Source organism: Bosea sp. NBC_00550 (assembly GCF_026020075.1).
In the GTDB taxonomy this organism is placed as follows: Bacteria; Pseudomonadota; Alphaproteobacteria; order Rhizobiales; family Beijerinckiaceae; genus Allobosea.
In genome coordinates this window covers 2,977,158-2,998,281 of sequence record NZ_CP102772.1, presented here as the reverse complement: position 1 = coordinate 2,998,281, position 21,124 = coordinate 2,977,158, and the positions used below count along the sequence as shown (strand labels likewise).

General features: G+C 67.1%; 19 protein-coding genes. 10 read left to right on the top strand and 9 right to left on the bottom strand.

Translation table 11 applies throughout. The annotated features are described in order from the left end of the window. Positions 1–138: 138 nt before the first annotated feature. Genes purL through grxD form a run of 3 tightly spaced genes read left to right on the top strand, consistent with a single transcriptional unit; the run spans position 139 to position 2,979 of the window. Positions 139–2,349: a phosphoribosylformylglycinamidine synthase subunit PurL gene (gene purL / locus NWE53_RS14395; protein ID WP_265050072.1), complete on the top strand. Its 2,211-nt coding sequence runs from the start codon at positions 139–141 to the stop codon at positions 2,347–2,349. 11 nt (positions 2,350–2,360) lie between these two features. Further along, positions 2,361–2,597, top strand: a complete 237-nt coding sequence (locus NWE53_RS14390) for a BolA family transcriptional regulator (protein ID WP_265050071.1) — start codon at positions 2,361–2,363, stop codon at positions 2,595–2,597. 46 nt (positions 2,598–2,643) lie between these two features. After that, positions 2,644–2,979 (top strand): Grx4 family monothiol glutaredoxin, encoded by a 336-nt coding sequence (gene grxD / locus NWE53_RS14385; RefSeq protein ID WP_265050070.1) that lies wholly within the window; start codon positions 2,644–2,646, stop codon positions 2,977–2,979. Between the two features lie 6 nt (positions 2,980–2,985). Here the strand turns inward: grxD and NWE53_RS14380 are convergent, their stop codons facing one another. The 5 genes from NWE53_RS14380 to tlpA form a co-directional block, all read right to left on the bottom strand. After that, entirely contained in the window at positions 2,986–3,594 is a 609-nt protein-coding gene (locus NWE53_RS14380) for an AAA family ATPase (protein ID WP_265050069.1), read from the bottom strand. A 43-nt stretch (positions 3,595–3,637) separates the two neighbouring features. Beyond that, complete coding sequence (locus NWE53_RS14375; RefSeq protein WP_265050068.1) at positions 3,638–3,886, bottom strand: DUF1272 domain-containing protein; 249 nt, start codon at positions 3,884–3,886, stop codon at positions 3,638–3,640. A gap of 256 nt (positions 3,887–4,142) precedes the next feature. Next, entirely contained in the window at positions 4,143–5,873 is a 1,731-nt protein-coding gene (locus NWE53_RS14370) for a carbamoyltransferase family protein (RefSeq protein WP_265050067.1), read from the bottom strand. 70 nt (positions 5,874–5,943) lie between these two features. After that, entirely contained in the window at positions 5,944–6,933 is a 990-nt protein-coding gene (locus NWE53_RS14365; protein ID WP_265050066.1) for a hypothetical protein, read from the bottom strand. A gap of 97 nt (positions 6,934–7,030) precedes the next feature. Continuing rightward, entirely contained in the window at positions 7,031–7,660 is a 630-nt protein-coding gene (gene tlpA, locus NWE53_RS14360; RefSeq protein ID WP_265050065.1) for a thiol:disulfide interchange protein TlpA, read from the bottom strand. A 27-nt stretch (positions 7,661–7,687) separates the two neighbouring features. Here tlpA and argH point away from each other — a divergent pair, with 27 nt between their 5' ends. The 4 genes from argH (at position 7,688) to NWE53_RS14340 (ending at position 13,898) form a co-directional block, all read left to right on the top strand. Continuing rightward, positions 7,688–9,070, top strand: a complete 1,383-nt coding sequence (argH, locus tag NWE53_RS14355) for an argininosuccinate lyase (RefSeq protein ID WP_265050064.1) — start codon at positions 7,688–7,690, stop codon at positions 9,068–9,070. A 151-nt stretch (positions 9,071–9,221) separates the two neighbouring features. After that, the gene (gene lptM / locus NWE53_RS14350) at positions 9,222–9,485 is read left to right on the top strand and encodes an LPS translocon maturation chaperone LptM (RefSeq protein ID WP_265050063.1); all 264 of its coding nucleotides are present in this window, start codon (positions 9,222–9,224) and stop codon (positions 9,483–9,485) included. A 147-nt stretch (positions 9,486–9,632) separates the two neighbouring features. Further along, complete coding sequence (gene lysA, locus NWE53_RS14345) at positions 9,633–10,919, top strand: diaminopimelate decarboxylase (protein ID WP_265050062.1); 1,287 nt, start codon at positions 9,633–9,635, stop codon at positions 10,917–10,919. A 222-nt stretch (positions 10,920–11,141) separates the two neighbouring features. Beyond that, positions 11,142–13,898 carry a TIGR02302 family protein gene (locus tag NWE53_RS14340; protein ID WP_265050061.1) on the top strand — a complete coding sequence of 919 codons (2,757 nt, stop codon included), beginning with the start codon at positions 11,142–11,144 and terminating at the stop codon, positions 13,896–13,898. Positions 13,899–14,041: 143 nt separating this feature from the next. Here NWE53_RS14340 and yddG read toward each other — a convergent pair whose 3' ends face one another. Continuing rightward, complete coding sequence (yddG, locus tag NWE53_RS14335; RefSeq protein WP_265050060.1) at positions 14,042–14,899, bottom strand: aromatic amino acid exporter YddG; 858 nt, start codon at positions 14,897–14,899, stop codon at positions 14,042–14,044. A 286-nt stretch (positions 14,900–15,185) separates the two neighbouring features. Here yddG and NWE53_RS14330 point away from each other — a divergent pair, with 286 nt between their 5' ends. Both NWE53_RS14330 and NWE53_RS14325 read left to right on the top strand, forming a co-directional pair. Then, the gene (locus NWE53_RS14330) at positions 15,186–16,388 is read left to right on the top strand and encodes an MFS transporter (RefSeq protein ID WP_265054913.1); all 1,203 of its coding nucleotides are present in this window, start codon (positions 15,186–15,188) and stop codon (positions 16,386–16,388) included. 342 nt (positions 16,389–16,730) lie between these two features. After that, a complete protein-coding gene (locus NWE53_RS14325; protein ID WP_265050059.1) occupies positions 16,731–17,969 on the top strand; it encodes an MFS transporter in 1,239 nt (412 codons plus the stop codon). 45 nt (positions 17,970–18,014) lie between these two features. Here NWE53_RS14325 and phbB read toward each other — a convergent pair whose 3' ends face one another. Genes phbB through NWE53_RS14310 form a run of 3 tightly spaced genes read right to left on the bottom strand, consistent with a single transcriptional unit; the run spans position 18,015 to position 20,192 of the window. Then, positions 18,015–18,740 carry an acetoacetyl-CoA reductase gene (phbB, locus tag NWE53_RS14320; protein WP_265050058.1) on the bottom strand — a complete coding sequence of 242 codons (726 nt, stop codon included), beginning with the start codon at positions 18,738–18,740 and terminating at the stop codon, positions 18,015–18,017. A gap of 41 nt (positions 18,741–18,781) precedes the next feature. Further along, positions 18,782–18,997 carry a DUF1737 domain-containing protein gene (locus NWE53_RS14315; protein ID WP_265050057.1) on the bottom strand — a complete coding sequence of 72 codons (216 nt, stop codon included), beginning with the start codon at positions 18,995–18,997 and terminating at the stop codon, positions 18,782–18,784. A 16-nt stretch (positions 18,998–19,013) separates the two neighbouring features. After that, a complete protein-coding gene (locus NWE53_RS14310; RefSeq protein WP_265050056.1) occupies positions 19,014–20,192 on the bottom strand; it encodes an acetyl-CoA C-acetyltransferase in 1,179 nt (392 codons plus the stop codon). Between the two features lie 311 nt (positions 20,193–20,503). Here NWE53_RS14310 and phaR point away from each other — a divergent pair, with 311 nt between their 5' ends. After that, the gene (phaR, locus tag NWE53_RS14305) at positions 20,504–21,106 is read left to right on the top strand and encodes a polyhydroxyalkanoate synthesis repressor PhaR (RefSeq protein WP_265054912.1); all 603 of its coding nucleotides are present in this window, start codon (positions 20,504–20,506) and stop codon (positions 21,104–21,106) included. Positions 21,107–21,124 lie beyond the last annotated feature (18 nt).

The following is a 21,124-nucleotide window of genomic DNA, read 5'->3' as shown; positions in this document are numbered from 1 at the left end:
CAATGTGTATGGTATTTGAAAATTATACACATTGACGTTGGAAGCACAACCGCCGGGGCCGAATGCGTTGTCTCGCGCGCCGAGGCAGGCTATGCCCCTGCCAAACCCCCTCGCCGGACCGCCAGGAACCCTGAGCCCGTGATTCCGAACGATATCAAGATCACCCCGCAGCTCGTCGCCGAGCACGGCCTGAAGCCGGACGAGTATCAGCGCTTCCTGCATCTGATCGGCCGCGAGCCGACGATCACCGAGCTCGGCATCGTCTCGGCGATGTGGAACGAGCACTGCTCCTACAAATCGTCGAAGATCCATCTGAAGACTCTGCCGACCAAGGCGCCCTGGGTGATCCAGGGACCGGGCGAGAATGCCGGCGTCATCGATATCGGCGAGGGCACGGCCATCGTCTTCAAGATGGAGAGCCACAACCACCCGTCCTTCATCGAGCCCTATCAGGGCGCGACGACGGGCGTCGGCGGCATCCTGCGCGACGTCTTCACCATGGGCGCGCGGCCGATCGCGGTGCTCGACGCACTGCGCTTCGGCGATCCCGCCCATCCGAAGACCCGCCACCTCGTCTCCGGCGTCGTGGCCGGCATCGGCGGCTACGGCAATTCCTTCGGCGTGCCGAATGTCGGCGGCGCGACTGGCTTCCACACCCGCTATGACGGCAACATCCTGGTCAACGCCATGGCGGTCGGCATCGCCCAGGCCGACGAGATCTTCTACGCCAAGGCCTCGGGCGTCGGTAAGGCGATCGTCTATCTGGGTTCGAAGACCGGCCGCGACGGCATCCACGGCGCGACCATGGCCTCGGCCGAATTCGACGACAAGTCGGAGGAGAAGCGCCCGACCGTGCAGGTCGGCGACCCCTTCGCCGAGAAGCTGCTGCTCGAAGCCTGCCTCGAGATCATGGCTGCCGGCCATGTCGACGCGATTCAGGACATGGGCGCGGCGGGCCTCACCTGCTCGGCCGTCGAGATGGGCGCCAAGGGCGATCTCGGCGTCGAGCTCGACCTCGACAAGGTGCCCTGCCGCGAGGAGGGCATGAGCGCCTATGAAATGATGCTGTCGGAGAGCCAGGAGCGCATGCTCATGGTAATCAAGCCCGGCCATGAGGACGCCGCCGAGGCGATCTTCAAGAAGTGGGGGCTCGACTTCGCCGTCATCGGCCACACCACCGACACGCTGCGCTTCGTCGTGAAGCACCAGGGCGAGGTCATGGCCGACCTGCCGATCAAGGAACTCGGCGACGAGGCCCCGGAATACGACCGGTCCTGGATCGAGACCGAGCTGCAGCAGCGCATCGCGCCGGAGAGCGTGACGCCGCCCTGCGGCAATGCAGAGGCGCTGAAGAAGCTGCTCGGCTCGCCGGACCTGTCGTCCAAGCGCTGGATCTGGGAGCAGTACGACACGCTGATCCTCGGCAATTCGGCGGTGACGCCCGGCGGCGATGCTGGCGTGATCCGCATCGAGGACGGCCCGAGGGGCCTCGCCATGACCGCCGACGTGACGCCGCGCTATTGCGAGGCCGATCCCTTCGAGGGCGGCAAGCAGGCCGTGGCCGAAGCCTGGCGCAACCTCACGGCAGTGGGCGCGACCCCGCTCGCCATCACCGACAACCTCAATTTCGGCAATCCCGAGAAGCCGGAGGTGATGGGCCAGTTCGTCGGCTGCGTCCGCGGCATCGGCGAGGCCTGCAAGGCGCTCGACTTCCCCGTCGTCTCCGGCAACGTCTCTCTCTACAACGAGACCAACGGCATCTCGATCCTGCCGACCCCGACCATCGGCGGCGTCGGCGTCATGGCCGATGTGACCAAGCATGCGACCGTCGCCTTCAAGACCGAGGGCCAGGCGATCATCCTGATCGGCGAGACGCAGGGCTGGCTCGGCCAGAGCTCTTATCTCGCCACCGTCTGCGGCCGCGAAGAGGGCGCGCCGCCGCCGGTCGATCTCGCGATCGAGCGCCGCAACGGCGATTTCGTGCGCGGGCTGATCACGGCAGGCCGGGTCACCACCTGCCACGATCTCTCGGATGGCGGCCTTGCGGTCGCGCTGGCCGAGATGGCGATGGCCAGGGGCATCGGCGCGACCGTCGAGACGCTGCCCGCCGGCCCGGCCCATGCCGCGCTCTTCGGCGAGGATCAGGCGCGCTATGTCCTGGCGGTTCCCGCCGCGCAGGCCGATGCGATCCTCGGTGAAGCCAAGGCGGCCGGCGTGCCGGCGCTCGCGATCGGCCGCACCGGAGGCATTTCGCTTGCGCTGCCGGGCGAGCCCGCGCTGGCGATCGCCGATCTCCGCAAGATTCATGAAGACTGGCTGCCGTCCTACATGGCCGGCAAGGCAGCCTGAGGAGACAAGCCATGGCGATGAATGCCCACGAGATCGAGCGGATGATCAAGGCGGCGCTGCCGGATGCGGCGGTCCAGATCAAGGATCTGGCCGGCGACGGCGACCACTATGCCGCGACGGTCAGCTCGACCGCCTTCAAGGGCAAGACCCGGGTGCAGCAGCATCAGATGGTCTATGCCGCGCTCCAGGGGAATATGGGCGGCGTGCTGCACGCCCTTGCGCTGACGACGAGCGTTCCCCAAGATTAGATCGAAACCATCCGGCGGGCCTTGAACCCGCTTCAGGAGACAGACGATGTCCGACGTCAACGCCCGTATCGATGCCGAAGTGAAAAGCAGCGACGTGGTGCTCTTCATGAAGGGCACGCCGCAATTCCCGATGTGCGGCTTCTCCGGCCAGGTCGTGCAGATTCTCGGCTATGTCGGCGTGCCTTTCAAGGGCGTCAACGTGCTGGAGGATCAGGAGATCCGCGAGGGCATCAAGGCCTATTCGAACTGGCCGACGATCCCGCAGCTCTACGTCAAGGGCGAGTTCATCGGCGGCTGCGACATCACCCGCGAGATGTTCCAGGCCGGCGAATTGCAGCAGCTTTTCGAGGAAAAGGGCATCGCGGTGAAGCAGGCGAGCTGAGGTTTCTCAGCCTTCCTTGCAGGGCGGCAGCGATTCCAGCACCGCCCATAAGGCTTGGGGTAGATCGCCCTCCCGCTCGATCAGGGATGCGCAGCCGCGTCGTCCTTCCGCGATGACTTTCGGGCGCAAGGTTGCGTTGTCGAAAACGCGCCATTGATCGACCGTACCGATATAGGCAGGTAGGTTGGCAATCGAGCGCTCGAAGCGGCGGCGCACATCGGCTTCGGCGACATCGTGCCCGCCTTCGCTGACGCGGCGGGCGATACGTGCCAGCGAGATGTCCGGGCTGGCGACCAGAAAATAGAGCAGGTTGACGACGAACCCGGCCTCCCGCGCGGCTTCGATCGTGCGCAGATGGGTCTTGCCCGAAAGCGTGGTCTCGATTGAGAATGACCGCTGGTCGGCGATCAGCGAGCGGGTCAACTCCAGCGCCACGCGCGCGGCGCGCTGCTGCTCCATCGAGGGGTCGAGCGGCGAGAGGCCACGCGCGATCTCATCGAGATTGACGAAACGCGTACTGCCCGAGACGGCCTTGATATGCCGGAAAGCGTAAGTCGTCTTGCCGACCCCGTTGGGGCCGGCAACGATCCAAAATTGAGGCTGGGCGGTCGTCATCGCGCTCTGGCTAGCATGGGCCTTGTTTCAGCGCCAATCCAGCTCAAGCCGCCGCGCATTGCGGGTGCGGCTTGCGCACGCGCTCCGTCGAGGCTGGATATTTCTCCAGCATGCGCTCCGGCCTGATTGGCCGACGCACGAGATCGCCGCCGCAGTTCGGGCAGGTGCCGGCGAAGCGCGTCTCGGCGCAGTCGGCGCAGAAGGTGCATTCGAAGGTGCAGATCAGGGCCTCGCGCGATTGCGGGCCGAGGTCGCTGTCGCAGCATTCGCAGTTCGGGCGCAGTTGCAGCATGGCGTCATCCCTCCGGTAAGCGGGCAGAATGCCCGCAGAAGCGGCCGGGACCAGCAATTTCGCGTGATCCGACCGATCAATGGCGCGGATCGCTTGGAATCGAGCCGTCATTCTCGGGCGGAGCGAAGCGTAGACCCGGGAATCTTGTGACCAGATAGCTGGTTTCCGAGATGGCCGGGTCAAGCCCGACCATGACGGCGCGTCATGTCTTCAGGCAGCCGGCCCTTCGGCAAAACCGGAAAATGCGCCCCGCTCCTCACTTCACCAATAGCCAGTCCTCGATCACCAGCGCGTCGAGCCCGCTCGTGTAGAACATCAGGATCGCGTCTTCCGCCGTGTGCAGGATCGGCTTGCCCATGATGTTGAAGGAGGTGTTGAGGATCACTGGCACGTCGGTGAGATCGTGAAAGGCCGAGATCAGCGCGTGGTAACGCGGGTTGCGCTCCTCGGTGACGCTCTGCAGGCGGCCTGTCGCATCCTCATGGACCACTGCCGGGACTTGGCTGCGCACCGCCTCCTTCCAGGTCAGCGTGCGCTCCATATAGGGGGCGTCCTGATAATTCTCGAACCAGTCGGCGGCATGCTCGGCCAGGATCGAGGGTGCGAAGGGCCGGAAGGCCTCGCGGTATTTCACCTTGGCGTTGAGGATGTCCTTGGCGTCGGCCGGGCGCGGATCGGCGATGATCGAGCGGTTGCCGAGCGCGCGCGGGCCGAACTCGGCGCGGCCCTGCACCCAGCCGATCAGCTTGCCTTCGGTCAGAAGCTTCGCCGTGGTGGGGGCGACCTCGTCCGGTGCGAGCTTGCGCAGTCGTTTCTCCCAAAGCTGCATGCGCTCGAAGGGCTCGCTCGAGACTGTTGAGCCGAGATAGGGCGTCAGCGGCCCCTTTGGCGCGCGCCAGTCGGGATTGGCCTCGGCATGGCTGAGCCATGCGGCGCCAATGGCGTTGCCGTCATCGGCCGGGGCGGAGGGAACGAAGACGGTCCTGAAGCCATGGCGGCCGGTAATCTTGCCGTTGAAGGAGGAGTTGAGGGCGCAGCCGCCGGTCAGGACGAGGTTTTCGTTCGGGGCGAGGGCGACGGTTTCGCCGAGCAGCGCCTCCATCATCTCGGCGAAGACGTCCTGCCCGCAGCGGGCGAGGTCGGCCCAGCCCTGGTCGAGCGCATCGGCCGGACGCTTTGCAAGGATCTCTGCTGCGACGGCCTGCACGACGTCGGCCTTGGTGAAGGAGAGCTTGTGACCGTCGATGGTGTAGAGCCTGCGCAACAGCGCCATCAGTTCCGGGTCGGCCCGGCCATAGGGGGCGAGCCCCATGATCTTCCATTCCTCGCCCTTCGCCTGGTCGAAGCCGGCGAGATCGGTGACGAGCCCGAAATAGAAGCCGATGGATTCCCGCCCGCGATGGCGCTTCACCTCGCGGATGCGGCCGTTCTCCAAAGCGAAGATGGCCGAGGCGGCGGTCTCGCCCATGCCGTCGACGACGAGGCAGGCCGCGTTCTCGAAAGGCGAGGACCAGCACGCATAGGCGGCATGGCTGAGATGATGAGCGTAACGCGTCAGCCCTGTGACGTTGGTCTTGCCATGGGCACGGTCGAGGCTGAGGAGCACGCCCATGCCGGCGCGTTGCTGGGCGTGGTGGAGCGAGGCGATCAGGGCGCGCTCGGTCCGCTCCGGCACCAGCGAGCGGTTGAGTTCCGGCGAGAGCTTGAGCAGGGCCTCCAGCGTGAAGGAGCCTGCGCGCGCCATCTGGTCGAGGAAGCCGGTGAAATCCTCGCCCCAGCTGGTGGCGATGCGGATTTCGGCGCCTTCCGGGATATAGCGCTTCAGCAGCCCTTCCGTGCGCGGCGCCGAATCCGGCTCGCAGTTCGGCGCGCGCTTGTATTGCAGATAGCGTTCGGTCGCTTCCGCGAAGAGCACCTCGCCATCGGGGCCGATGATCGCGATGGCGGGATCGTGGAAGGTAGTGGCCAGGCCGATCGTATAGGTCATGGAGAAGGCAATAACCGCTCCGCGGCAGTCGCGCCAACCGCTGAATGTGCGCGGAGCGGGTTCGGTGGCGCTACTGGGGGGCGAAGGCGATGCTGGCGGCGGTCTGCTCCACCGCCGGCTGAAGCTTCGGCATCTCGGGCTCGTCGGCCAGGACGATGAGCCGAACGAAACGTCCGCCTGGGCCGATGGCGAGGTACTGCACGAAGCCCTTGTCGCTGCCATTGGGATGCTTGAACGAGCCGGAGAGCAGCATGCCGTTTTGCCCGGCGAAGGGCACGCGCCTGCGTTCCTTGATCTCGGCGGTCTGCATGTCGCGCGTGCTCCGCAGCATCGTCTCGGAGAGCTTTTCCTCCTGGCCCGGGGTGATGGGCGCGGACATCTGGTAGGCGGCGATCATCAGCGGCTGGGTGCCCGAGGGATCGACATTGCGCTCACCGGTTGTCATCAGGACGCCCGCGCCGCCGATGGTATCGACGACGCGGAAGGGGGCTGCGGTCTTGATCGTGAAAGGCAAGGCCGCGAGCTTCTCGTCGAGCGAGGCTTCCTTGCCGAGCGAGACGGAGGCGACGAGAGCCTTGACCTCGGCCGTCTGCAGCTTGGCGCCCTGCGGCGCCTGCACGGTCATCATCACCGTCTTCGGCCCCTTGAACAGGGCGATCCATTTGTCGAGCCTGGCGCCGCCGGCATCCTGCGTGCCGCTGAGCAGCGGCACCTTCTCGCCGCCCGCCCCGTCGACCTGCTCGACCTTGGCTATGTTGACCTTCTGCCGGGCGAAGTTGAGCTTGGCGCTCTCGCTGTCGTTGAACAATGTCGCGAGCTGCGGATAGGCCTCCGCCGGCATCTCGACGATCAGGACGCTGGCCTGCGTCTTCTGGTTGGCGAGCCCGGCGAAGCCGTTGGCGGGCTCGAAGCCCTTGGGCGCGACGAGCGAGACGCTCGTGCCGGGAATGGGCTTTCGCTCCTGCGCGACGGCCAGCCCTGCGGCAGCGCTCAACGCTACTGCAAGCAGGATGGCCCCCGCCCGGTGAAAACGCTGCGTCCGCTTCTGCGCGCTGGGCATGCCCGATCCTTCCGGCTGTCGCTGTTCGTCGCCCAGCAGAACGCCGCAATGCGACGAGAGTTCGTCAGCTTGTGGTCATCGCAGCGGCGCAGAGCGCTCAGGGCTTGCCGATCGCCGCCCGCATCAGCGCCTTCGAATCGGCGCTCGCCCAGTCGGCCGGGCCCTGGATGATGCCGAGTTCGCAGCCGGACTTGTCGACGATGATGCTGACCGGCATGCCCTCGACCTTATGCGCCTTGCGCAGGGCCTGGAAGGTCGCGGCCTGCGGATCGCCATAGAAGGGGAGGGTGGCGACCTTGTTCTCGGCGAGCCATGTCTTCGGCTTGTCGAGGTTGCGCGTATCGATGTTGATCGCGACGACCGCGAAATCCGGGCCGCCCATCTCCTTCTGGAGGGTGTCGAGCGCCGGCATCTCCTTGAGGCAGGGCGCGCACCAGGTCGCCCAGAGGTTGACCAGCAGCGTCTTGCCCTTGAGCGCGGCCAGCGTCATGGGCTGGCCGTCCGGGCCGGTGAAGGCGAGTTCCGGGGCGGGCTGCGGGCGGGTGCGTAGCTCGACCGCGGCAACCTCGCCTTTCACGAGCGGCTTCATGTGCTCGGCGGTCGTGCGCGCGGCGCTGCATGATCCGTTGCCGGCATCCCCCGTGACGGAGTAGAAGGCGGCGCCGCCACCGAGGACGACGAGGGCCAGAGCCCCGGTCGCGGCCAGGATTTTCGTTCGTCTCGCCATCGCGCCCTAGAAGCAGGAAAGACCGCCGTGAGCAACCGCATGTGGGGTGGGCGTTTCGCCACAGGTCCCGACGCCATCATGGAGGAGATCAACGCCTCCATCGATTTCGACAAGAAGCTCTGGCGGCAGGATATCCGCGGCTCGCTCGCTCATGCGGCCATGCTGGCCGAGACTGGCATCCTGACCAGGGACGACGTCGCGACCATCACGGCCGGCCTCAAGCAGGTCGAGGGCGAGATCGAGAGCGGCGCCTTCACGTTTTCGCGCGCGCTCGAAGACGTTCACATGAACGTCGAATCGAACCTCAAGGACAAGATCGGCGCCGCCGCCGGCCGACTGCATACCGCCCGCTCGCGCAACGACCAGGTCGCGACCGACATGCGGCTGTGGGTGCGCGACACGCTCGAGGAGATCGACGGCCAGATGGCCGATCTCCAGCAGGCTCTGGCAGAGAAGGCCGACACCTATGCCGGCGCGGTGATGCCGGGCTTCACCCATCTGCAATCGGCGCAGCCGGTCACCTTCGGCCATCACCTGCTCGCCTATGTCGAGATGCTCTCCCGCGACCGCGGCCGCATCCGCGACGCGCGCGCGCGTCTCAACGAATGCCCGCTCGGCGCGGCGGCGCTCGCCGGCACCTCCTTCCCGATCGACCGGCACATGACGGCGAAGGCGCTCGGCTTCGACCGCCCCACGGCGAACTCGCTCGATTCGGTCTCGGACCGCGATTTCGTGCTGGAAACGCTCTCGGCCGCCTCGATCTGCGCGATGCATCTGTCGCGCTTCGCCGAGGAGATCGTGCTCTGGTCGACGCCGCAGTTCGGCTTCGTCCGGCTCTCCGACGCCTTCTCGACGGGATCCTCGATCATGCCGCAGAAGCGCAACCCCGACGCGGCCGAGCTGGTGCGCGGCAAGGCGGGGCGCGTCTTCGGCGCGCTCCAGGCGCTGCTGACGATGATGAAGGGCCTGCCGCTGACCTATTCCAAGGACATGCAGGAAGACAAGGAAGGCACCTTCGACGCCTTGCAGACGCTGTCGCTCTGCCTCGCCGCCACCGCCGGCATGGTCCGCGACATGCAGCCGGACCTCAAGGTGATGAAGAAGGCGGCAGGCCTCGGCTATGCGACTGCCACCGACCTCGCTGACTGGCTGGTGCGCGTGCTGAAGATGCCGTTCCGCGACGCGCACCACGTTACCGGGCGCCTCGTCGGCATCGCCTCCGAGAAGAAGGTCGGGCTGGAGAAGCTCACGCTCGCTGAGATGCAGGCGGTGGAGCCGCAGATCACCGAGGCCGTCTTCGCCGTGCTCGGCGTCGAGCAATCGGTGAAGAGCCGCGTCAGCTATGGCGGCACGGCGCCGGCCAATGTGCGCAAGCAGGCGCGGCGCTGGCTGAAGCAGCTCTCCAAGTAACACGTCATGCTCGGGCTTGACCCGAGCATCTCCCGCAAGAGATTCTCGGGTCGGCGCTCCGCTTGCCCGAGAATGACGCTCCCGAGAGCCTCGCACTCCGCCGCATCCTCCGCTACTGTCCCGCCACGCTTCGTTCCGAGGGTTCGTCTTCGTGCTTGATTCCCGCCTGAAATTCGGCCGCACCCTGTTGGTCGTCGGCCTGCTGGCCGTTGCGCTCGCTGCCTGCGGGCGCAAGGGGCCGCTGGAGGCGCCGCCGAACGCCACGGGCGCCATCGACCTGCCCGACGACCAGATCGGCGGGCAGTCGAACGACACTGCCTCCTATGGTTCGACCTCTGTGCTGGCCAAGCCTGCCAAGGCCAACAAGGCGATCGTCGTGCCGAACAAGCCGTTCATCCTCGACCCGCTGATGTAATCGATCCCTCGGTCGCGGCGGCACCGGTTCATGCGTCATGCTCGGGCTTGACCCGAGCATCTCTTCATAGAGATTCCCGGGTCTGCGCTTCGCTTCGCCCGGGAATGACGACGGGGTCCCCGCATTTATCATTGCGAGCTCAAGTCCATGCATCATTTCGCCTATCGCGACGGCTCGCTCCATGCCGAGGGCGTCGATCTCCAGCGCATCGCGGCCGAGGTCGGCACGCCGGTCTATGTCTATTCGACGTCGACGATCGAGCGGCACTACAAGCTGTTCGAGGCGGCGGTGAAGAAGACCGCGCCGGCCGGCAAGACCCATGTCTTCTACGCCATGAAGGCGAACGGCAATCTCGGTGTGCTCAGGACGCTGGGCGCGCTTGGGGCCGGCATCGACACCGTCTCGGAAGGCGAGGTGCGCAAGGCGCTCGCCGCCGGCATCCCGCCGGAGAAGATCGTGTTCTCGGGCGTCGGCAAGAGCGAGCAGGAATTGCGCTTCGCCGTCGAGGCCGGAATCTACCAGGTCAATATCGAGAGCGAGAGCGAGCTCGACCTGCTGTCCAGGGTTTCGGCTTCGCTGGGCAAGCGGCAGGAGGCGGTGTTCCGGGTCAATCCCGATATCGGCGCCGGCGGCCATGCCAAGATCACCACCGGCTCCTCCGAGAACAAGTTCGGCGTCTCCTTCGAGGAGGTCGGGCGGCTTTACGCACGGGCGAACATGCCGGGCGTGCGGATCATGGGGCTCGCGGTCCATATCGGCAGCCAGATTCGTGAGATCGACGCCTTCGAGGCGGCCTATGGCAAGATGGTCGCGCTGGTCGGTTCGCTGAAGGGCGAGGGCCACCGCGTCGACCGGCTCGATCTCGGCGGCGGGCTTGGCATCCCCTACGACATCCCGAAGACCTTCGATTATGGGCCGGGGCTGATCGACGCCTATGCCGAGATGGTCGCCAAGCTGACCAAGGGGCTCGATGTCGAGCTCGGCTTTGAGCCGGGCCGGCTCATCGTCGGCAATGCCGGCATCCTGTTGACGCGGGTGCTGCATCTCAATCAGCGCCCGACCAAGCAGTTCCTCGTCGTCGATGCGGCGATGAACGATCTGGTGCGGCCAGCGATGTACGAGGCCTATCACGAGATCTGGCCGGTGACGGAGCCGGCGATCGGCGGGCCCGAGGTGGCCTATGACGTGGTCGGTCCGATCTGCGAATCGGGCGACACCTTCACCACCGGCCGTGTCCTGTCGCAGCTCGGGCAGAACGACCTCGTCGCCTTCATGACCGCCGGTGCCTACGGCGCCTCGATGTCCTCGACCTACAACCAGCGCCTGCTGGTGGCCGAGGTCATGGTCAAGGGCGACGACTACGCCGTGACGCGCCCGCGCCAGAGCTATGAGGAGCTCATCGGCACGGACCGCCTGCCGGGCTGGTTCGCGTAGATTCCAGCGTCATTCTGGGGCTTGACCCGAGAATCTCATGGCCAGCGGGCTCTGGTCGCGGAGATGCTCGGGTCAAGTCCGAGCATGACGGGGCTCTCTCCGTTCACGAAACGTCGAGCTTGTTGCAAAGGCCGTCTTCGCGCTGGCAATGCCACGTTCCCGTGCTAGCCTGACCGGGTCAGGCGAGATCGGACAGGAATGGGGGCGGCCCGGAGCGATGGCATGAGCGAGGCAGAGCGCCGCAAGGCGCCCGATACGATCGACGGCATCCGGCAGCGGCTCCGCCGTCTCGCGCTGGCTTCGCGTGCTTCGCTCGGCTGGGAACGGCTGTGGCCGCGGCTCTGGCTGACGCTCGCCGTGCTTCTCGCCTTCCTCGCATTGTCCTGGTTCGGTCTTTGGACGCATCTGCCCTGGTATGGGCGGATCGTCGGCGTTCTAATCTTCGCGGGGGCGCTGATCGGCAGCCTCTGGCATGTCGCCCGGCTCGTCCTGCCGACGCATCGCGACGCGCTGACGAGGCTGGATCGTTCCTTCGCCGGCGGGCATCGCCCGGCCTCGGCGCTGGAGGACAACCTCTCCATCGGCTCGGCCGATCCCGTCTCGCAGGCCCTGTGGAAGCTGCATGTCGAGCGCCAGAGCCGCCAGGTCGCGGCTCTGCGGGTCGCGCCGCCGCAGCCTTTGATGGCTCGGCATGACAAGCGCGCGTTGCGCGCCGTGCCGCTGCTCGCCGCCGTAACCGCCTTCTTCGTCGCGGGCCCTGAAGCGACGCAGCGCCTCTCTGCCGCCTTCGACTGGAAGGGGCCGCCCGGCAGCGCGCCCTCGACCCGCATCGACGCCTGGATCGACCCGCCGGCCTATACCCGCCTGCCGCCGATCCTGATCGATTTCGCCAAGCTGGCGAGCCCCAATCTCCACGCGCCCGAGAAGTCGATCATCGTCGTTCGCATCGCCGGCAAGACCAGCATGGACGTCGCCACGACCGGGCGGCTCGAACTGGTCAAGCCGGAGGCCAAGGAGGGCGAGGGCAAGGATGCCGCCGCCAAGGATGCCGCTGCCAAGGACGCCGCCCCCGCGAGGCCGGCACAGCCGGCAGGGCCGCAGCAGGCGGTGCTGGAGAAGCGCTTCACGCTGGCCGGCAACGGCACGCTGAAGCTCACCGGCAGCGGTGCTCCCGGCACGACGCTGAACATCACGGCCATCGCCGACCAGCCGCCGACCATCGCCTTCACCGATCCGCCGAAGCCGGTGACGGGCGCGCAGTCCGGCGGGCTCGGCATCACCTACAAAGCCAGGGACGATTACGGCATCGCCTCGATCGAGGCGACCGTCTCTCGTCCCGATCCGGCTGCGGGCGGGCGCTCGCTGGTCGAGCCGCCGAAGCAGAACCTCGCCGTGCCGTCCTCCTCCGCGGGCGACGAGGAGCTGAAGAGCACGGTCGATTTCTCCGCCCATCCCTGGGCCGGCGCCAAGGTCCGCATGGTCCTGATCGCCAGGGACGAGGCCGGGCAGGAGGGCCGCAGCGAGCCGGTCGAGGTCGTGCTGCCGCAGCGCACCTTCACCAAGCCGATCGCCAAGGCGCTGGTCGAGCAGCGGCGCAAGCTCGTCATGAATGTCGAGGACCGCACCAAGGTCCAGTTCGCCATGGATGCGCTGCTGATCGAGCCCGATCTCTTCATGAAGGAGACCGGCGTCTATCTGGGCATGCGCATGCTGGGCGAGCGGCTGCGCCGGGCCGGCGGCGACGACGAATTGCGCGAAGTCTCCGAGCTGATGTGGGCGATGGCGCTGCAGCTCGAGGACGGCGACATGTCCGATGCAGAGCGGGCGCTCAGGCAGGCGCAGGAGAACCTGCAGCAGGCGCTGGAGCGCGGCGCTTCCGAGGAGGAGATCAAGAAGCTCACCGACGAGATGCGCCGGGCGATGGACAATTTCATGCGCCAGCTCGCCGAGCAGATGATGCGCCAGCAGCAGCAGAACGGCGAGCAGAACCAGGCACAGCTGCCCGAGAACTTCCGCACGGTGACGCCGCGCGACCTGCAGAACATGCTCGACCGCATCGAGGAGCTCTCCAAGCGCGGCGACATGGCCGAGGCGCAGCGCCTGATGGAACAGCTCAACCAGATGCTCAACAATCTGCAGATGGCACGGCCCGGCCAGCGCGATCCGCGCCAGAACCAGATGAACCAGGCGCTCGGCGATCTCGACCGGATGACGCGCGAGCAGCAGAACCTGCGCGACGAGAATTATCAGAACGAGCAGCGCCGGCAGGGACAGACCCAGCGGGGCCAGCGCCCGGGCCAGCAGCAGGCGCGGCCGGGCCAGCGCGGCCAGCAAGGGCAGCAGGGCCAGCGCGGTCAACAGGGACAGCGCGGCCAGCAGCCTGGACAACAGCCGGGCGAGCAGGGTGAGGACGGCGAAGGCGGCGAGGGCATGCAGGGCCAGAACGGCCAGGGGCAGGGCGGGCAGGGGCTCTCCCAGCGCCAGCAGGCCCTGCGCGAACGGCTGCAGGATCTCCAGCGCCGGATGCGCGGCATGGGCGCGCCGCAGAATGGCGAGCTCGGCGAGGCCGAGGACGCGATGCGCGAGGCGGAAGGGCAGCTCGGCCAGGGCCAGGGCGAGGAAGCGCTGGACGCTCAGGGCAGGGCGCTCGACGCGCTGCGCCGCGGCGGCCAGAATCTCGCCCAGCAGATGCAGCAGGGCCAGCCCGGCGAAGGCGAGGGCGAGGGGCAGGCTTATGGCGAGCCGGACGGGCGCCCCGCCGGCCGGCCTTCGGCACAGCAGCGCGGCAGCGAGGATCCGCTCGGCCGGCCGCAGCGCCAGCGCGACTGGGCCGATGGCCGCGTGCGCGTGCCCGGCGCCGACGAGAGCGCGACCCAGCGGGCGCGGCGCATCCTCGAAGAGCTGCGCAAGCGCCTCGGAGACCCGCTGCGGCCATCGGAAGAGCTGGATTATCTGGAGCGGCTGCTCAGGCGGAATTGAGGGAGCAGCGCGCGGTCATGCCTGGGTCCCGGGGCGTCATTCTCGGGCGAGGCTAAGCTTCGACCAGAGAATCTCTTGCAGAATGAGGAGCGGGAGCTTCCGCGTCACGAGATGCTCGGGTCAAGCCCGAGCATGACGCCCATCTAAGCCTTCCGCCCACTCGCGCTCGCCACCAGCGCGCCGAAGACGATGAGCGCGCAGGAGGCGGCAAGCAGCCAGCTTGCCTCGGCATAGCAGAAGAGCACGAGGACCAGCGTCGAGAGCACCGGCGCGGCGTAGGAGGCGACGCCGAGCAGGGCGACGTCGCCCTGCTTCATGCCGACATCCCAGACGACGAAGGCGAGGCCGATCGAGCCCAGGCCGAGGCCGAGCACGCCCGCCCATTCGATCGATGTCAGCGACCAGAGCGTCGTCTCGAAGGCGAAATGGCAGGCGAGCGCCGGCACAGCGCAGCCGAGCATGGTGATGCAGAGGCTTTCCGAAGGCACGTTGGCGAAGCGGCGGGACATCACCGAATAGCTCGCCCAGACGAGGGCGCCGAGCGCGGCCAGCATATGCCCGAGCGCGAGGCCGCCGCCGGTTCGGAGCCCGCCTGAAACCAGCAGGCCCGTCGCGACGAGTCCGATCAATGCGCCCACGAGATGGCGTGGCTTCAATCTGCCGCCCGGCAGCAGCGCGGCGAAGAGCACGATCAGCAGCGGCCAGAGATAGTGGATCAGGTTGGCCTCGGCCGGCGGTGCCGTCTTCACGGCGGCGTAGTAGAGGGCGGTGTCGCCGAACGGGCCGTAGAGCCCGAGCGCGAAGGAGGCCGGCGTCGGTTTGATGCGGGAGAGCTGTCCGCGCAGCGCCGTGATCGCCAGGATCAATAGCCCGCCGATGACGAAGGTCATGGCGACGAGCTGGAAGGGCGGCACGCGGCCCGACATCGCCGTGAACAGCGCGAGCGTCGACCAGAGCAGGATCGCGCAGAAGCCGATGAGGGTCGCGGGGCGGGAGGTCATAGCGGCTCGGCGATGTCGGAATTCCGCGGCGATAGCAGGTTTCGCGGGGCTTGCCGATATTGGAGGCGGTCTTTCCGATTGACCTCTGTCGTCATTCTCGGGCGGAGCGAAGCGCCGACCCGAGAATCTCGAGACAGGCAGCTATCAGAACCTCCTTCTGCACGAGATGCTCGGGTCAAGCCCGAGCATGACGGCTGCTGTTGCGTCGCAGCACGGCTTCCCGGCGATAGGCGCCATGCTCCGGGCAGCGTTGACCGCGCGCGCAAGGCGGCTCATTGCCTGCTTTATGACCACGATCCCGATGCAATCCGTCGCCCGTCGTCCGCTGATGCCGGTTCTGGCCGCGCTGAGCCTGGCACATCTGCTGAACGACCTCGTTCAGTCGATGATCCCGGCGCTCTATCCGCTGATCAAGGAGACGTATCAGCTCGATTTCGTGCAGATCGGCCTGATTACGCTCGCTTTCCAGGTGACGTCGTCGCTGCTGCAGCCGCTGCTCGGCTACGTCACCGACCGCCGGCCCTGGCCTTATGCGATGGTCGCCGGCATGTGCGCCACGCTGTCGGGGCTGCTGCTGCTCTCCTTTGCCCATAGCTACGGCGTCGTGCTGATCGGGGCGGCGATGATCGGGCTCGGCTCCGCCGTGTTCCACCCCGAGGCGACGCGGATGGCACGCCACGCCGCGGCCGGGCGGCAGGGACTGGCGCAGGGCGTCTTCCAGGTCGGTGGCCATATCGGCTATGCGATCGGCCCGCTGCTGGCGGCGCTGATCGTCGTGCCGCGCGGGCAGGAAAGCCTGTCCTGGTTCTCCGGCGTGGTGCTGGTGGCGATGCTGGTGATGGGCTGGCTCGGCTCGCGCTATTCGGCGATGCGCCGCGAGCAGAAAGCGTCCCCGGTGCATGCCGAGGAGGTCGCGAGCCATGGCTTGCCGCATGGACGCGTGCTGCTGGCGATGGCGGTTCTGGTCGTCCTGCTGATCTCGAAGAACGGCTATACCGCCGCCTTCACCTCCTACTACACCTTCTACCTGATCGAGCGCTTCGGCGTCGAATTGCAGCTCTCGCAGATCATGCTGTTCCTCTATCTCGTCGTCGGGGCGCTCGGCGTTATCCTCGGCGGCATGATCGGCGACCGCATCGGCCGCGACCGGGTGATCTGGCTCTCTATCCTGGGCTCGCTGCCCTTCGCCCTGATGCTGCCCTATGCCGACCTGTTCTGGACCGGCGTGCTCAGCGTCATCATCAGCTTCGTCATGGCGAGCGCCTTTTCGGCGATCCTGATCTACGCGATCGACCTCGTGCCGCATCGCGTCGGCTTGGTCGGCGGGCTGTTCTACGGGCTGTCCTTCGGGCTCGGCGGCATCGCGGCGGCGGGCATCGGCGCGCTCGCCGACCAGATCGGCATCATCCAGGTCTTCAAGATCTGCGCCTGGCTGCCGGCTGTCGGCCTGCTGACCTTCCTGCTGCCGAAGGGCGCGCGACAGAGTTGAGCCGGACCCTGTTGTCTTGAGACGGAACCTCTCGGTCATTCCGGGGCGGCCTGAAAGGCCGAGCCCGGAACCAAAAACCGATGCCGTCCATCATGAACCGGTTTCTTCCGGCGCCTCTAACGATCGAGGACATCGGTTCTGGGTTCCGGGTTCAGGCCTGCAGCCTGTCCCGGAATGACGGCGAGGTTCCGTCTATAAGCAGCACGTCCCAGGCCCTTCACCTCGCATTCTTCGAGGCCGCCGGCGATCACCGGCGGCCTCGACGCATTGAGCCCACATTCGGGCGCTAGCCCTCTCCGCTCTCCGGCCGAACGCTTTCGGCTGCTGCTGAGAGGTTGGCCGATGCTGGTTCAGATCGGAACGCTGATTGCCGCGACGAGTCTGGTGCAGCTCGCGAACGGCTTCTTCAACACCTTCCTGTCCTTGCGCCTGACGCTCGAGGATTTCGGCCCGGCCGCGACGGGCATCGTGCTCAGCGCCTATTTCGTCGGCTTCACAATCGGCGCCGTGTCGAGCGGCGGGGTGATCCAGCGCGTCGGGCATATCCGCGCCTACACGGCCTTCGCCGGGCTCGTCGTCGTCGCGACCGCGCTGATGCCGCTCTGGACCTCGGCGCTGGTCTGGGCTGCCTGCCGGGCGGTGATCGGCATCGGCTGCGTCGGGCTGTTCGTGACGACGGAGAGCTGGCTCAATGCCAAGGCCGTGCCGGACCAGCGCGGCCGCGTCTTCTCCACCTATATGGTCGGGACGTTCCTGGCGCTCGCGATCGGCCAGCTCGCCGTCGCCCGGCTCTCGATCCAGTCTGCCGGCGCGTTCCAGATCATCATCGCGCTGTTCGCGCTGGCGCTGATCATGGTCAGCACGACGCGGGCGGAGGCGCCGGGCCTCGCGCCGGAGGCGACTTTGCGCTACGGCGAATTATCGCGCCAGGCGCCGCTCTCGGTCGTCGGCTGCGTGGTCAGCGGCGTCATCACCAGCGCCTTCTACGCGCTGGTGCCGGCCTGGATGCTCAGCAACGGCATTCCGCAGCAGACGATCGCTCTGTTCATGCTGGTCGCGGTGCTCGGCGGGCTCGCCTTCCAGGTGCCTGTCGGACGCTTGTCGGATCGCAACGACCGCCGGCTCGTGCTAGCCGGCCTCGCGGTCGGCTATGCCGCGGCCGTGATCCTGCTGGTGGCGATGCCGCGCTCGCTGATGGCGGTGCTGCCGGTCGCGGCGCTGCTCGGCGGTTTCATGTCGACGCTCTATCCGGTCTGCGTCGCCCATGCGCTCGACCGGATGCCGGCGGACCGCGTGGTGGCGGTGAGCGGGCGCCTGATCCTGGTCAGCGGCTTCGGCTCGGCGCTCGGACCCCTTGTCGGCGCCGGCATCATGGCGCGCTTCGACATCGACGGGCTGCTGTATTTCATGGCCGCGATCGCTATCGCATTGGCGGCGGTCGCCGGCCTGCGCATGCGCATGCGCGCGCCGCCGGACAAGGTCGAGCGGCCCTTCGAGGTCATCGATCCGATGAATCCGTCGATCTCGCAGGAGCCGGAGGCGACCGCGAGCGACGGCACGCCGCGCCCCGTCATGGCATGAGCGGGGAAGGCCGCCGCCCCGCAGTGGAGCGGCGGATCCAGGCGATCAGGCCAGGTACTGGCCGCCATTGGCCGAGATGGTCGAGCCGGTGATGAAGCCCGCATCGTCGCTGGCCAGGAACACCACGGCCCGCGCGATTTCCGCGGGCTCGCCGAGGCGCCCGACCGGGATATGCGGCAGGATCGACTTCTCGATCACGGCCGGATCGATCGCCTTGACCATCTCGGTCGCGATGTAGCCGGGGCAGATCGCGTTCACCGTGATGCCGGCCCGCGCGCCCTCCTGTGCCAGTGCCTTGACGAAGCCGATGTCGCCGGCCTTGGCGGCGGAGTAGTTGACCTGGCCCATCTGGCCCTTCTGGCCGTTGATCGACGAGATGCAGATGACGCGGCCGAACTTGCGCGCGCGCATGCCTTCCCAGACCGGGCGGGTCATGTTGAAGAGCGAGTTGAGGTTGGTGTTGATGACCGCGTCCCACTGCTCCTTGGTCATCTTGTGGAACATGCCGTCGCGCGTGATGCCGGCGTTGTTGACGAGCACGTCGACCGGCCCAAGATCGGCCTCGACCTTGGCGATGCCGGCGACGCAGGATTCGTAGTCCGAGACGTCCCATTTATAGGTCTTGATGCCGGTCTCGGCGGTGAACTTGGCCGCGGCCTCGTCATTGCCGGCATAGCTCGCCGCGACGTTGTAGCCGGCCGCCTTCAGGCCCTTCGAGATCGCCTCGCCGATGCCCCGCGAGCCGCCCGTAACCAATGCCACCTTCGCCATAGACCCATCTCCCTCTGGATAATCCCTGCGGCTTGTCGCCGTTATTGTTCAGATAGTTTCAGTGTGGGCGAATAGGCTTCGTCCACGTCCTTGATGATGGCCTGGCCGCAGATGACGCGGCCTTGCGCCGCGTCGAAGGTGAGCGACGGCGGGCCGTAGAGCGACCAGCCGCGGCTCAGCGCCTCGCTGACCCGATGACAGAACGAGGCGTCATCGGGTCCGGTCAGGTAGCGATAGAGCGTGGTGCGCTTCGCCATCGGAGAGGCGCTTCCCTCAACGCTCCACCGCCATGGCGACGCCCATGCCGCCGCCGATGCAGAGGGTGGCGAGACCCTTCTTGGCGTCGCGCTTGGCCATCTCGTGCAGCAGCGTGACCAGCACCCGGGCGCCCGAGGCGCCGATCGGGTGGCCGATCGCGATGGCGCCGCCGTTGACGTTGACGATGTCGGGGTTCCAGCCGAGGTCCTTGTTGACCGCCAGCGCCTGCGCGGCAAAGGCCTCGTTGGCCTCGACGAGATCGAGATCGCCGACCTTCCAGCCGGCCTTCTCAAGCGCCTTGCGGGTCGAGGGGATCGGGCCGGTGCCCATGATCGCCGGGTCGACGCCGGCCGTCGCCCAGGAGGCGATGCGGGCGAGCGGGGTCAGGCCGCGGCGGGCGGCTTCCTTGGCGGTCATGACGACGAGCGCGGCGGCGCCGTCATTCAGGCCCGAGGCATTGCCGGCGGTCACCGTGCCATCCTTGGAGAAGGCGGGGCGGAGCTTGGCCATGGCCTCGATCGTCGCGCCGTGGCGCGGATACTCGTCGCTGTCGACGATGATGTCGCCCTTGCGCGAGGCGATCGTCACCGGGACGATCTCGTCCTTGAAGCGGCCGGCCTTCTGCGCGGCCTCGGCCTTGTTCTGCGAGCCGACGGCGAAGCGGTCCTGCTCCTCGCGGCTGATCTGGTACTTGGTCGCGACGTTCTCGGCCGTCGTGCCCATGTGGTAGCCGTGGAAGGCGTCCCAGAGCCCGTCCTTGATCATGGTGTCGACGAACTTGGTGTCGCCCATCTTGGTGCCGTTGCGCAGATGCGAGGCATGCGGGGCGAGCGACATCGATTCCATGCCGCCGGCGACGATGATGTCGGCATCGCCATTGGCGATCTGCTGCAGGCCGATGGCGACGGTGCGCAGGCCCGAGCCGCAGAGCTGGTTGAGGCCCCAGGCGGTCTTCTCCTGCGGGATGCCGGCAGCCATGGCGGCCTGGCGGGCCGGGTTCTGGCCCTGGCCTGCGGCGAGCACCTGGCCCATGACCAGCTCGTCGACCTCGGCACCGTCGACCTTGGCGCGCCGCAGCGCTTCCTTGATGGCGATGGCGCCAAGCTCGTGGGCGGGAGTGTTGGCGAAGCCGCCGTTGAAGGCGCCAACCGCCGTGCGCGCTGCGCTGACGATCACGATATCCGAGTCTGCCATGAGAGAGGTCCTCGCTTTGTTGTTACTGCCGCCGCACCGCTCCCGCCGGTTCAGCCGCTCATCGCCACCTTCGAAGTCCGCCGCGACGCCGTCAAGACGGGCGGGCAGCGATTTCCGGGATTGAAGCGGGACACGGAGCTGTGGGCAACGCCGGAAGGCAGGGGCCGCATCTCACTTTCGACAGATTTTTGCACTGCGCGCTCAAAGAGCTTGCGGTGCAGCACCGACAGGCTATCGTCATGACAGGGAGACCGCTCCGCCGAGCACGCCGGGATCACCAGTGGCCGCGGATCAACGTCAAGAAGGATCTGATGGCCACCGATAAAGAACCGACCGTCATCAAGAAATACGCCAACCGGCGTCTCTACCACACGGGCACCAGCTCCTACGTCACTCTTGAGGATCTCGCCGGCCTGGTACGCGGCGGCGAAGATTTCGTGGTCTACGACGCGAAGTCCGGAGAGGACATCACGCGCTCGGTGCTGGCACAGATCATCTTCGACGAGGAAGCAAAGGACGGCCAGAATCTGCTACCGATCGCTTTCCTGCGCCAGCTCATCCGGTTCTACGGCGACAGCATGCAGGCGCTGGTGCCGCGATACCTCGAATTCTCTATGGAGAATTTGACCAAGGATCAGAACAAGTTCCGCGACCAGATGGCCAAGGCCTTCGGCGGCACGCCGTTCGGAGGCAACGCGCTCGACGCCATCCAGGCGCAGACGCGGGCGAACATGCAGATGTTCACCGAGGCCTTCCGGCTGTTCAACCCCTTCACGGCGGTGGCCCAGGCCCGGCAGGATGCGGCCGAAGGCGCCAAGCCTGCCGCCCAGGCGGGAAGCGGCGACCTCGGCGACCTCAAGCGCGAGCTCAACGAGATGCGCGAGCGCCTGGACAAGCTCTCCCGCACGCGCTGAGCCGATCCCGACGATTCC